Here is a 13,244-nt window from a genome sequence, read left to right on the forward strand (position 1 = left end):
AGGCTGGGGTTTGTCTACCAGACCGGGAGCATTCCAGTTCGACTCAGGGTCGTTCCTCTGCCGCGTTTTCTGCGGGCGGCTTCAGCCCGTCAGCCAGCGCCGCCCCCAGCGCCTCGATGACCGCCCGCACGCCCGGCACGTTGCGGCGGTCGCGGTGATAGGCCAGGTACACCGGGCAGGACGGCAGTGGCGCATCCACCTCCAGCCGCACCAGGCCGGGCACGGCATGGGCCATGGCGTCGGGCAGCAGGCAGATGCCCTGCCCTTGCTCCGTGGCCTCCTGGCGGGCCAGGTCGGAGCCGGATCGAAAGACGAATCGGGAGGCGCCCCGGCTGGCCAGCCACTGGTTGGATGCGTCCTGCCTGCCGGTGGCCAGGTCCTGCCCCACGAAATCTTGGTTGGCGAAGTCCTGCACGCGCAGCTGGCGGCCCGGCAGGCGCTGCTCGACATAGCCCTGCGAGGCGTACAGGCCAAATGTCAGTTGCCCCGCCCATTTTTCCACCACCACGGCCGAACTGGAGCGTCCGACCCTGAGCGCGACATCCACTTCGCGCCGCCCCACATCCGTGAAGCGCGACTCCACGGCCACTTCGATATGCAGTCCGGGGTGCGCGCTTCTCAACTGCGAGAGCACGGCGGTCACGGGCTTCACGAAGCCCTCGCCCATGCTGACGCGGATGGTGCCGGTCAGCGCATGGGCCTTCTCATCGGGCCGGTCGTCGCGCTTGATACCGCCCAGCCCCAGCTCGAACTGCTCGGCCAGCTCCACCAGTTCCATCGCATCGGGCTCGACCGTCGTGCCTGCACTGCTGCGCTGTACCAGGACCCGCCCCAGGGAATGCTCCAGTGCCTCGATGCGCCGTGCGACGGTGGAGGTGGACAGGCCCAGGGCAGCGCCCGCGGCAAGAAGGCTGTGGTGGCGGTGCAGCGCCAGGAGCACGCGCAGGTCATCCCAGGTGGTCGGCGATTGGGTTTTCATGAATGCAAATCAGCTTACCAGCGCTGCCCATTCCCAGGCGGGCACCCCGTCGCAATACTCGAGTGCATGAAAACCCCTTTTGATTTCTCGCAGAAAACCGTCCTGGTGACCGGTGCCTCCATGGGCATCGGCGAAGGTTTCGCCAGGGAGCTTGCACGCCGTGGCGCCAAGGTCGTGCTGGTCGCGCGCAGCCGCGACAGGCTCGAAAAGCTCGCTGGCGAATTGCCCGGCGCCACATTCCTGGTCGAAGACCTGGCGACACCCGGGGCGGCCCGGCGGGTGTTCGATGCCGTCACCACCAGGGGCCTGCTGCCGGATGTGCTGGTGAACAATGCGGGCTTCGGCACCCACGGCGGGTTCGATGCCCTGACGCTGGCCGTGCAGCGCGAGGCCATCGACCTGAACGTGTGCGCCCTGGTGGAGCTGACGCGCCTGCTGCTGCCCGTGCTGGAGCACAGGCAGGGGGGCGTCATCAACGTCGCCTCCACGGCGGCGTTCCAGCCGGTGCCCTACATGGCGGTCTACGCGGCCACCAAGGCCTTCGTGCTTTCGTTCAGCGAGGCACTCTGGGCCGAGTACCGGCCACGCGGCGTGCGGGTGCTGGCCCTGTGCCCGGGCGCTACCGAGACGGCCTTCTTCACCCGTGCCGGCGAAGCCGCGGCCTTCGGGAAAAAAGCGTCCGCCGAAGAGGTGGTTCGCCTCGGATTGAAGGCCTTCGGCGCGAACCGCGCCTCGGTGGTGCACGGATGCGCCAACTACCTGACGGCCCTGGGCGCGCGCATTGCCACGCGCGAGTTCATGGCCCGGTTCACGGCGCGCGTGATGAGGCCTGCAGTGCACCCGGCTTGAATGTCTCTGGTTCTCGTGGATGCAAGGCAGAATCAGGCCGCAAGTTCCGACGCATCCCCCCCTCAACTCAAATACCCATGCGATTTCTGCTCTCGTGCCTCATGGCGGCCTTGCTGCTGACGGCCTGCGAAACGGCCACGCCGCGCAGGGCCGTCCTGGCCATGGACGAGACATCGGCCATCCCGGGGCCGGCCAGTGCCGTTGTCGTCTCGCGCGTGCACATTCTTTCGGCGCGCGAGGACGGCAACATCAGCTTCGCCTACCGGGGCAACGCAGCCGGGCCGGATTTCTCCTGGGGCGCCTCCACGGACTTTGGAGAGGGCAAGCGGCTGTTCCTGCCCTTCACCCGGGCGGGGGAACTGGTGGCCTACGAGGTGCTCCCCGGCTGGATATGCGCCGACGAAATACACTTCGGCCAGCACTACCCGTCCCTTCCCATGCGTTCCGCGCGAATCGGTGACCTGGGCAAGGAGGACTGCGTCCGGCTGCAGGCGGGCGAGGTCACCTATGTCGGAGATTTCGTGATCCAGCGCACGGGCGGCAGCGGGTTTCGCTACGCCACGGTGCTGACGGCGCGCGGTGAGGCCGAGGTCCGCGACATGGTGCGTACGCATCTGGCGGACTGGCCCATGGTTTCGAAGCGCATCGACAAGAACCGGCCCCAGGACGCCAGGCCCGAACCCGTCGACGCCCGGTCGCCCTGAAGGGCCATCCGCGGGTTCGGCAGATGGCACGGGCTTCGCAGGAGCGGCGCCGGCCTGCCGGTCAACGGCGGCCGCGCCCCGCACGCACGCCCAGCCAGGCCATGCACAGGACCAGCAGGGCCAGGGCCTGCGGCGACAGGAAAGGGATGGGAACACCTGCCGGAGCGGCCCCCCCGACCGGCACTGCCAGCCCACCCGGGTCGGTGAGGTTGCCATCGGCCATGGCGTCGGTGTCGCCCAGGCCTCCATCGGTCAGCGTGATCGCAATGGTGCGGGCATCGATCCGTGCCATGGGCAGGCGGTGCCAGTGCGGCGCTGCGGTGGGGCTGGTCCGTCCGTACTTCCAGTATCCGGCACCTTCCGGCAGGGCCGCCGGATATCGGATGTGGAAGGTCACCGCATTGCCCTGCCCGGCATTCTCCAGCACGAAACCCGCCAGCCCGAACGGGAAATGGAACCCTTCCAGCGGCGGCACACCCGCCTGCGCCTGCGTGGTGATGCGCGCCTGCGAGTAGTAGGCGTGGGCCGGCAGCGGCCGCAGGGCGCCGTGCACCGTGAACTCGACCGCGCCCTGCCCGCCCGGCGACGGGCCCTGGAACGCAAGCCGGCCACCAGCGCCCGGCTGCTGGGCGGCCACCGTGTTGCGCAGCGTCAATCCCGCCGATGCGCCACCGCCCACGGCAGCCACGGTATAGCTGCCATGCAGGGCGTTCGCCGTGGCCTCGACCGACGCCATCCCCTGGGCATCGGTCACGGCCTGCACGCTGGCACCGCCCCCCGCGAACCGGGCCGAGGGTCCCGACCCGGGAGCCGTGAACGTGATGGCCCGGTTCGCCAGCGGCTGGCCATGGGCGTCGCTCAGCCTCAGGCGCAGCAGCTGGCCAAACCGGGTGCCGACCGGAGCGGATTGCGGCGAGCCGTCCACCACGGCCATGGTGGCCTCGGGGCCTGCACAGGTCTGCGCATCGGCCACGGCCTGCGGGAAAGGCTGGTTGGCAAGGCCCGTGAGGACGATGTCATCGACCTGCCAGCCCGCGCTGGCAAAGACACTGTCGCTGTGGATCACCCAGGCCAGGCGCACGGCCCGCCCGGAATAGGCGCCCCCCAGGTTGACCGAGGCCTGGATGAAACCGGGCAAGGCCGCACTGTCGCCGACAAAGGCCGGTTCGCCCTGCGCCGGGTTGCCGCCGCCCTCGGCCAGGATGCCGTTGTAGGCCAGGCCATCGACACGCTGCCAGGTGCTGCCGTCGTCGGTGGAGATCATCAGCTGCCCGCCGTCATAGTGGTACGCCCCATCCGTTTCGAACGCGTGCCGGTGCCGGAACGAAACGGTGAAGTCGCCGGTACTCGCCACCTGCAGCAAGGGGGTCTGCATCCGGTGCGATCCGGCCACCCCTGGCGAGCCCGCCGCATAGAAAAGATTGGGCGCGGCCTCCACCGCCACGCCCCAGGCGTCCGCGTACTGCGGCGAGGTACTGGTGAACGTCATGGCCGATGGCAGTGCATCGGCGCTGTCCGTGGCCGAGCGTCCAGCATGCACGTCCAGGTTCAAGGGAACGGCCAGGTAGTTGTGCTGCGGCCCCTGGGGCTGGCCGGGATGGCTGACAGCCGCCGTGATGCGCCCCAGCGCGGGGGCCGCCAGCCCGTTCAGGCGTATGCGGGCCGTGACCACCGCGCTTTGGCCGGGTGCCAGGGAGGGGACGCCGGTCTGGTTGCCATCCGGAAACTCCAGGCCCGTGAGGTTCGCCCCCCAGCTCACCTCCCCCTGGTCCACGGCAGCCCAGCCCTGGTTGCGCAGCGTCAGCCGCAGCACCGCGGTCTCGCCGCTGTCCAGGAAACGGTCCGCGTCGCAGCGCTGGCTGCCGGCCTGCTCCAGCGACAGGGAGAAGGCATCAGCCTCCAGCATCCCTCCCGTGGAATAGCTTTCCACCACGCCATCATTGGTGACGGTATAGCGGTCGTACGGGGATCGCGCCAAGGCACCTGCTCCGCGTTTGGCAAAGGCTTGCGCAAAGCGCCGGTGGTCCGCCGGGTCCATCGCCAGGGCCGCGGCCAGCAGCGCATCGCGCGCCTCGGTCAGCACGGGGTCGATGGGCGTGAGCTTGTAACCCGCCACCAGGTAACGCTTCATGCGGTCCTGCGCCTCATGGAACGGATGGGCATTGAGCAGGGCCACATAGCACTCCCACAGCATGCTGGCCCAGACTTCGCCCATGTTGTGCGCTTCGGCGTTGTCACTGTCAAAGCCCGGGGCGGGTTGCGCAGGCAAGGCCTCGCTGCGCTGGATGTGCCTGAAAGTCAGCGGGTTCCTGGCCATGTCCGTGGAGTACGGATAGCGCCGCAGGCCGTACAGCGCCGAATCCAGGGCGTCCAGGGAAGGGCCTTGCACGGCGCCAGCCGCATAGGTCGCGGTGGCGTAGGCCCCTTGGTAGTTCGCGTTTCCAGGCCGTTGGCCATCCTCTTCGCCGGCCATCATCAACAGGGCATGGAAATCGCTCCAGCCCTCGCCCAGGCCGCGGGCATGGGGGGTGCCCAGGCCATTGGCATCGCCGATCAGCCGATTGCTGATGTAGTGCCCCCACTCGTGGGTGATGATGGAATTGTCCAGCGCGCTGCTGCGGTAGACGGAACGTTGCCCAAGGCTGAGTGAAACGGTTTCCGGGACCGACAGGCGTTGCAGCCAGCGGTCGCCGTCGGCCTTGGAGATCTGCACCGTCGGGATGCGTATCTGCAAGCCAGGGTCGTGGATGCCCATGGACATGGGCCGTCCCGGACGATGGCCCACGATCACGACACCGACGGCGCCCGCACGCTGGGCCATGTCAGCCTTCATGTCGAAGGGGCATCCGGTCGCGCTGACCAGGGCGAAGCGGCCCGTGATGGCCGCCGGATTGGCGAGAGGCCCGCAGGCCTCGGCCGGCTCGGCCACGGCCACGCTGGCCTGTACGTCGGCGACGGGGGGGCCGAAATCCGCGCCCGCCGCGGCCACCGTTGCCGCGATCGCCGCCGGCGCCCGCACCTCCAGCCGCACGTCCTGATTGAGGTAGAGGTGCATGCTCATGCGCGGGGAGCTGCCGTCCGCAGGCACCACCATGGAGGCATTGTTGATCCTCGAGAGATCCAGTGCCTGCGCCACCATGGCATCGCCATCCAGGCCTGCGCGGCCGAAATTGTCGGCCTGGGCATTGCCCGCAGCCTCGTCGAAACCGGCCTCGTAGAACCAGTCATGCAGCCAGTTGTTCACATAGAACAGGTTGACCACGGAAGCAGCCGCCTGGGACTTGTCGGACAAGGGGTCGCGCGCGTGATCGTAGGCATGGTCGAAGAGGCCCGGTGCCGTGGCACAGGCACGGAAGTCATCGGCCACCGGGCCTGTGCACTCGTCGGCGTCCACCGGTCCCAGGCCCTCGGGCTGCGAAAGGTTGGCGAAGGCCTGCACGTTGTTGCCCTGCGTCCAACGGGCACCATCGGGCAGCCAGGGATTGACGGCATGGCCCGCCGCCACCAGGCGGGAAGGCTCCAGCATGGGAGCGAAGCCATCGGGCAGCCCCGTGGGATGCGGCGAGGCGTTGCGCCCCTGCGGCCCTGGCAGTGGGACACCCGTTGCAGGGTCGGCCCAGGCGCGGTATCGGAAGGTCTGGGCATGCGCGTTCAGGGAGCTGCGCCTGAGCAGGCGTCCATCATCGGCGGCCACCACGTAGGAATAGGCATGCAGCAGGCCTTTCTCGCGCACCTGCAGTTCCACGTGGTAGGCACGGACCAGGCCCTGGGGCAGGCGGAACCACACGGGCCTGGTGCGTGCGGGCCCCAGCAGCCTGGCGCCTTGCGCGCCATGCACGCCCTCGGGCAGTCCCCACCATTGATAGGGGCCCGGGGGGCGGCGGCCGGTGGCGGCCGCTCCTTGCAGTTGCGACGCCACGCCGGGTGCAAAGCCGAAATCCTGCAACGCACGGGCCAAGGCGTGCGTTGCGGCCAGTGCGCTCCCGGACGCCGGGCGCTGGTCCGGGGCCAGCGCCGTGCTGCCCAGATAGCCGCCAATGGCGCTGGCCTGCCCCCGGGCGTCGAACAGTACCGTGGCCTGCTCGCGGAAGACCTCGATGCCGTCGCGCTGGTTGGTCAGGCGCACCAGCCGGGCTCCCGCCGCGAGGTTTTGCACATGGTGCAGTGGCGCATCCTCCACCTCCCGCTCACTCAGGCCGTACAGGCCGGCCAGCCCCTTGAGCACCGAGCGGGCGGCGCCTGCGGGGTCCCGTGCCACGGCCTGCGCGCGCATGGGGAGCTCGGTCCGGGGCAGGGCTCCCAGCTGGACGAAGGTCGGCAGGCCCAGGCGTTCCTCGCGTGAAATCCGGTGGACCTGTGCAGGAAGCGGCTCACCGGCGGATGCGACATCGGCCTGCGCCCGCATGCGCAAAGGCGCGTCGCCCAGCGCGTCCAGCGCGGGCAGCTCCCTGCCCCAGGCTGCCGGGGGGGCGGCAAAGGCCGTGCATGCGGCGACCAGAATGGACAGTGGGTGCAGGCAAGAGGTCATGACGGAGCCCGGTAAGAGCGGCAGGGAATGCCAGGCCATCGGCCTCGCGGGATCGGGCGCAGTATGTGCAACAAGACGTGTACGCGTCCATCGCACAAAAAGACTAGGCCACGCCGTTTCAGCTTGTCCGATACTTGCGCCATGCCCTCCCGTTTGCTGCTCATCGACGACCACACGCTGTTTCGCACCGGCCTGCGCCTGATCGTGCAGGAGCATCCCGGGGTGGATGGCATCGCCGAGGCCGGCACCATCGCCCAGGCCTGCGCGCTGGCCCCGATGCCGGTCGACCTGGTGCTGCTGGACATCCTGATGCCGGGCATGAACGGGCTGGACGGGCTGCGCCCGCTGCGCGCGGCCTTTCCCCGTGCGCGCATCGTGCTGGTATCGGCCAGCGTGGCGCCGGACGCGGTGCGCGAGGCCCGTCTGCGCGGCGCCGACGGCTTTCTGCCCAAGTCCGCCAGCGGGGACGACATCCTGGCGGCCATCGACCTGGCGCTATCGGGCCGCAGCTGCTTTCCTGCGGCCGCAGCCGCCGAGCCCGCACCCGCGGCCACGCCGGCACTGACGGCCCGCCAGATCGACGTGCTGCGCCTGCTGTGCCTGGGCAAGTCCAACAAGCTGATCGCGCGCGATCTGGGGCTGAGCGAGAACACGGTGCGTGTCCACGTGGCCGCCATCTTCGGCCAGCTGGGCGTGGGCAGCCGCAGCGCGGCGCTGCTGCGTGCCCAAAGCCTGGGGCTGGTGGAGCCACCCGCCTCCCCGATCGCGGTCTGACGGGAAGCACTTTCCTTGGCCTCCGATCTCACCCCTTGCGAGCGCTCGGCCCTGGTCGCGCTGCTGTACCGGCAGTCGCGCGCCGTGCTGCTGGCCAACTTCGTGATCCCGGTGCCGGTGCTGGCGGTGCTGTGGCCTTACGGCCCGCACTCCACCTTGCTGGCCTGGGCGGGCCTGGTCCTGGTGGTGACGCTGGCCCGCCTGGTGCTGGGCCTGGCCCATGCGCGCCACGCCGATCCCGCGCACAGCCGTGCCTGGGCCTGGTACTTCACCGTGGGCAGCAGTGTGTCCAGTGCGCTGTGGGGCTGGCTGGGCTGGGCGCTGTACCTGCCCGGGCAGCCGCAGCTGGTGGCCTTCGTCTGCATCGTCATCGCGGGGCTGTCCTGCGGCACCATCGCCTCGTTCGCGGCGTTTGCGCCGGCGGCGGCCATTGCCCAGGTGCTGCTGGTGCTGCCCTTTGCGGCACGCAGCTTCACCGTGGGCGAAGGGCTGGCACAGGTCTACGGGGTGTTTGCCCTGTGCCTGTTCGCGGTGAACCTGTACTACAGCCGGGGCACCTACAACACCCTGCTCGCCAGCGTGCGTCTGCGCTTCGAGAACGCGGCCCTGGTGGAACAACTGAAGATAGAGCGCGACCGTGCCGAGACCGCCAACCTTGCCAAGTCCAGGTTCCTTGCGGCTGCCAGCCACGACCTGCGCCAGCCGCTGCATGCGCTGGGCCTGTTTCTGGACTCCCTGGAGCGGCATGCCATGTCCCCGCGCCAGGCCACCGTGTTCGGGCATGCGCGTTCGGCCTCGGCGGCGGCCTCGGAGATGCTCAACACCTTGCTGGACTACTCTCGCCTGGACGCGGGCGTGGTGCAGCCGCATGCGGCCCCGTTCGCGGTGCAGCCCCTGCTCGGTGCCCTGGAGCAGGAGTTCGGCGTGCAGGCCGACGCGGCCTGCCTGGTCTACCGCACGCGCGAGACCACGGCCGCCGCGCTGGCCGACAAGGTGCTGGTGGATCTGGTCATGCGCAATCTCATCTCCAATGCACTGCGCTACACGCAGACAGGCGGCGTCCTGGTCACCTGCCGCCCGCGTGAAGCAGGCCTGGCCCTGGAGGTCTGGGATACCGGCAGCGGCATCGCCGAGGAGCACCAGCAGGACATCTTCAAGGAGTTCCACCAGCTCGGCAACTCCGAGCGCGACCGCCGCAAGGGGCTGGGCCTGGGGCTGGCCATCGTGCAGCGCCTGGCCCACGCCATGCAGGCCCGGGTCCAGGTGCGCTCACGCCCGGGCCGGGGGTCGGTGTTCCGGCTGTGGCTGCCGCTGTGGTCGGGAACGCTGGAGGACGAAGCCTGTCCGGCAGCAGCCGCCACCAGCAGCCTGCATGGCCTGCGCATCCTCGTGATCGATGACGATGAAGCCGTGCGCCAGGGCATGCAGTCGCTGCTCGAAAGCTGGGGCTGCCGGTGCATTTGCGCAGAGTCGGGAGCCGACGCACTGGCCGGGCTGCATGCGGACCGGTCGCCCGACGTGATCGTGACCGACTTCCGGCTGCGCAACGAGGAAACGGGCAAGCAGGCGCTGCAGGCCCTGCGCGGGCACCTGGGGTGGCCCGTTCCCGCCATCATCATGACGGGCGACACCTCGCCGCAGCGGCTGCGCGACGCACAGTCCACCGCGGCCCTGCTGCTGCACAAGCCCGTGTCCACGCGCCAGTTGCGAGAAGCACTGGGCACGCTGGCGCAGGCCCGGAAGCTGTCGCCTGCCTAGATCTGGAGCCCCGGCTCGCACGAGCCCGAGGGCCGGGCACGGCACAAGACCACCGGATCCTGCGCTCACCCCCGCAGCTTCGCCCGCCGCGCCCTCACGGCCTCCGCCAACTGCTCCAGCACGGGCACCGTCTGCTCCAGGCTGATGCAGGCATCGGTCACCGAGACGCCATGCGCCAGCGGCTGGCCCTGCACGATGTCCTGCCGCCCTTCCCGCAGGTGGCTTTCGATCATCAGCCCCGTGATGCGCGCATCGCCGCCGGCGATCTGCTGCGCGACATCGGCCGCGACATCAATCTGGCGGCGGTGCTGCTTGCTGCTGTTGGCATGCGAGACGTCGATCATCACCTGGGGCCTCAGGCCCGAGCCTTCCAGCAGGGCACAGGCAGCCTGCACATGCTCGGCGCCGTAGTTGGGCTGCTTGCCGCCACGCAGGATCACATGGCAGTCGCCATTGCCGCGCGTCTCGAAGATGGCCGACTGCCCCATCTTGGTCATGCCCATGAAGGCATGCGGCGCGCTGGCCGCGAGGATGGCATCGCTGGCCACCTTGGCGCCGCCATCCGTGCCGTTCTTGAAGCCCACGGGACAGGACAGGCCGCTGGCCAGTTGGCGGTGGCTCTGGCTTTCCGTGGTGCGCGCGCCGATGGCCCCCCAGCTCACCAGGTCGCTGATGAATTGCGGCGACAGCAGGTCCAGGAATTCCGTGCCCACCGGCAGGCCCAGCTCCAGCACATCGAGCAGCAGGGCGCGCGCCATCTCCAGCCCTTCGTTGATGGCGAAGCTGCCATCCAGGTGCGGGTCGTTGATGTAGCCCTTCCAGCCCACGGTGGTGCGGGGCTTCTCGAAATACACGCGCATCACCACCAGCAGCTCGCCGGCCAGGGCGTCGGCCTGCGCCTTGAGCTGGCGCGCGTAGTCCATGGCCTGGTCGTGGTCGTGGATGGAGCAGGGGCCGACGACGACGATGAGCCGGTCATCGCGGCCCTGCAACACGGCGGAGATGGCCGCGCGGCTGGACTCCACCAGCTGCTGCGCGGCCTCGGGCGCGGGCAGCCATTCCTGGAGCAGGGCCGGCGTGATCAGCGGGCGCACGGCCTTGATGCGCAGGTCGTCGATGCGGGTGGTGTCGTGCGTGCTCGGCGCCTTGGCGCCGCGTTGTGCGTGGGTGGGGATGGTCATGGCGCTATTGTCGCGCGTAGTGCCAGGGCGGGCGGGCCTCCCTCGCCATCCCTGCCCCGGCTGTCCGCCTACTGCACGGCCGGCGCAGGGGCCGGCACTGGATCCGGCGTGGACGCCGGCACGGCCTGCGCAGCGGGCGCCGCGCCGTACTGCCAGCCCGCAGGCAGCAGGCCGTCGATCCAGTGCAGGCGCCAGGCCAGCAGCGCCAGCAGGGCGACCACGGCCAGCGCCACCACGGTGTTGCGCAGGCCGTTGCCGTCGGCATAGGGATCGCCCGCGCTGCGCCGCGCGCCCACCGGCACCTTGGCGGTCTGCGAGAGGCTGCGGCCCAGCGGCAGGTTGATGCGCATGCGGCCGTTGATGGCCCAGCCGCTGGCGTCCAGGATGGGGCCCAGGCTGCGCTGGCGCAGCTTGAGCCAGGCAATCATCATGCTGGGCCCGGAAATGGCGGCGATCAGGCCGACCAGGGCCACGGGGATCCAGGGCCCCAGATCGATGAACTTGCCGAAGATGCCCACCAGCACGGCGCTGATGGAGCCCAGGGCCACGCCCAGGGCGGCCACGGTGCCTACATCGGTCTTGCGCGGTGCGGCTGCGGCCGTGGCGGCGGTGGCGTTGGCCGCTGCGGTGCCGGGCGCGGCGACCAGTTGGCCGGCCTGCGTGCCCAGGCTGGCGGTCACGCCCTCTTCCTTGGCCGAGGCGCGCTTGGCCACCTGCTCCTCCACCATGCGCAGGAATTTCTTGTAGGGCAGGAAGAAGGCCTGGCCGATGCTAGTGGGGTTCTCGATGAGCTTGACGATGGTGGCGTCCCAGTCGTTGCCCTCGCGGTCGTAGAACACACCGTTGCGGCCCACGAAGAGGAAGTCCACATCGCCGGCCGTGAAGGCGGCGACGATGGCCTTCGTCTTGCCTTCGCGGCGGATGTCGCAGTAGGCCAGGCAGGTCTTGGCGCGGCCGGCCAGCGCGGCGTGGGCCGCCGTGTCGGCCACCTCCACCGTCAGATCGCAGCTGCGCGCATCCAGATACAGCGTGCCGGCCTGAAAGGCCGCGCCCTCGCGCCGGTAGAAATGGCTGAAGGACACGAAGTTGTTGAGCAGCGCCAGCAGGTCGCGCTGCAGGCGGATCAGCTTTTCCAGGGCCACGGCCTGGAGGCCGTGCTCCTTCTCGGCTTCGTCCTGGTCGATGAGGTGCAGCAGCGCGGCCTCCTGGCCGCCGTCCAGCAAGGCCTGGATCTCCTGCAGGGGTTCGGCGTCCAGCGGCGTGGCCGGACGGGCCGCCAGCCACTGGCGGCAGGGCTCCAGCGCAGCCTTGAGCTGCTCCCATTGCGCGGCGTCGATCTCGTGCAGGTCCTCGCCCAGCACAGGCACCACGGCCTGCTCTCGCAGCGCCTCCAGGGCACCGGCCCAGGCAGGATTGACGCCCCGCGACAAAGGCAGCGCGCGGTCGGCAGCCACGGCAGCCAGGGGCAGGGCGGCGATCGCTTCGGCGCCACTGTCCAGCACCTCGCGGCCCAGGGCCGCATAGCCTTCGATGGAGGGGTTCAGCGGGTCCTGGGCGCGTGTGTCGAAGGCAGCCAGCCGCGTGCGCGCGAAGAAATCATCCACCTTGGCCTGCACCGCATTGAGTGCCTGCGTGGCAGCCAGCGCCCGCTCGCGCGGGGCCAGGGCACAGCCCAGGGTGTCGGCCTGCGCATGCCAGTCGCGCAGGGCGCGCAGGTCGGCGAAGAAGCGCTCCACCTGCTCGCGACCGATGCCCGCCACGCCATCGGCGCCATCGCGGGTACCGCAGGCCTTGCCGATGCGTTCGATCAGCGCGGCCAGCGCCGCATCGTCCTGCGCCGTGGCGGGGCCGATGATGCCGTCGCCATTGAAGCGCATGGCCGCCAGCGAGGCCAGGCGCTCGCGCACCTGGGCCAGGCTCAGGGCGGCGCCGCCGCCCTGGCCGGCCAGGGCCAGCACGCGCTCGGCCTCGGCATGCAGCAGACGCCCCTCCTCGCTGTCGCGCTCCAGGCTGGACAGCCGCAGCACATCCCCCCCGTCGGCCAGCACCTGCGGATCGCGCACGCGGGCCACGGCCCACTGGCAGGCAGCGATCAGCTCGGGCGGGCGGATGCGGCCATCCTTGTCCTCGTCGATCAGGTCCAGCGTGCCGCTGTCGAACTCGATGCCGCGCGTGGGGCAGGCCAGGGCCACCCACAGCTTCTGGTCCAGCTCGCCGATGTGCGCAATGTCCTGCCCGGTGCGGATGACCACCTGGTCCACTCCACCGGCGCGAAAAAACTCCCAAGCATGTTGCTGCTGCATGAAATACCCAACGGCCGCTCTGGCCAACGTTCGAAAAACGGAAAAAAGGGCCGCAGTTTAAAAGTCATTCGGCCTGCCCAATTGAAGACATTTGTCAACGATGGTCGTCGGCGCCGGCCGTCATGGGCATCGCTTTGTGTGAAAATAAAAGCACTGAATAGATACTTT

The 13,244-nt window shown here is 69.7% G+C and carries 8 protein-coding genes; 4 read left to right on the forward strand and 4 right to left on the reverse strand.

The genetic code is table 11. The features are described 5' to 3' along the window. Window positions 1-43 precede the first annotated feature (43 nt). Window positions 44-979 (reverse strand): LysR family transcriptional regulator, encoded by a 936-nt coding sequence (locus L1Z78_RS21650; protein WP_234638404.1) that lies wholly within the window; start codon window positions 977-979, stop codon window positions 44-46. Between the two features lie 66 nt (window positions 980-1,045). On the opposite strand from L1Z78_RS21650, the gene L1Z78_RS21655 reads away from it, so the two are divergent. Further along, window positions 1,046-1,828 carry an SDR family NAD(P)-dependent oxidoreductase gene (locus L1Z78_RS21655; protein WP_234638405.1) on the forward strand — a complete coding sequence of 261 codons (783 nt, stop codon included), beginning with the start codon at window positions 1,046-1,048 and terminating at the stop codon, window positions 1,826-1,828. Window positions 1,829-1,905: 77 nt separating this feature from the next. Beyond that, window positions 1,906-2,532, forward strand: coding sequence for a hypothetical protein (locus tag L1Z78_RS21660; RefSeq protein ID WP_234638406.1), 627 nt, complete (start codon window positions 1,906-1,908; stop codon window positions 2,530-2,532). 61 nt (window positions 2,533-2,593) lie between these two features. Here L1Z78_RS21660 and L1Z78_RS21665 read toward each other — a convergent pair whose 3' ends face one another. After that, on the reverse strand, window positions 2,594-7,060 hold the full coding sequence (locus L1Z78_RS21665) for a M36 family metallopeptidase (RefSeq protein WP_234638407.1): 4,467 nt from the start codon (window positions 7,058-7,060) through the stop codon (window positions 2,594-2,596). 141 nt (window positions 7,061-7,201) lie between these two features. On the opposite strand from L1Z78_RS21665, the gene L1Z78_RS21670 reads away from it, so the two are divergent. Both L1Z78_RS21670 and L1Z78_RS21675 read left to right on the forward strand, forming a co-directional pair. Continuing rightward, the gene (locus tag L1Z78_RS21670; RefSeq protein ID WP_234638408.1) at window positions 7,202-7,834 is read left to right on the forward strand and encodes a response regulator; all 633 of its coding nucleotides are present in this window, start codon (window positions 7,202-7,204) and stop codon (window positions 7,832-7,834) included. 15 nt (window positions 7,835-7,849) lie between these two features. After that, window positions 7,850-9,592, forward strand: a complete 1,743-nt coding sequence (locus L1Z78_RS21675; RefSeq protein WP_234638409.1) for a hybrid sensor histidine kinase/response regulator — start codon at window positions 7,850-7,852, stop codon at window positions 9,590-9,592. 65 nt (window positions 9,593-9,657) lie between these two features. On the opposite strand, the gene L1Z78_RS21680 is transcribed toward L1Z78_RS21675, so the two are convergent. Both L1Z78_RS21680 and L1Z78_RS21685 read right to left on the reverse strand, forming a co-directional pair. Beyond that, window positions 9,658-10,773, reverse strand: coding sequence for a 3-deoxy-7-phosphoheptulonate synthase (locus L1Z78_RS21680; RefSeq protein ID WP_234638410.1), 1,116 nt, complete (start codon window positions 10,771-10,773; stop codon window positions 9,658-9,660). Between the two features lie 68 nt (window positions 10,774-10,841). Next, on the reverse strand, window positions 10,842-13,076 hold the full coding sequence (locus L1Z78_RS21685; protein ID WP_234638411.1) for a hypothetical protein: 2,235 nt from the start codon (window positions 13,074-13,076) through the stop codon (window positions 10,842-10,844). Window positions 13,077-13,244: the final 168 nt, after the last annotated feature.

It is taken from the genome of Delftia tsuruhatensis (genome assembly GCF_903815225.1).
GTDB classification, from domain to species: Bacteria; Pseudomonadota; Gammaproteobacteria; order Burkholderiales; family Burkholderiaceae_C; genus Comamonas; species Comamonas tsuruhatensis_A.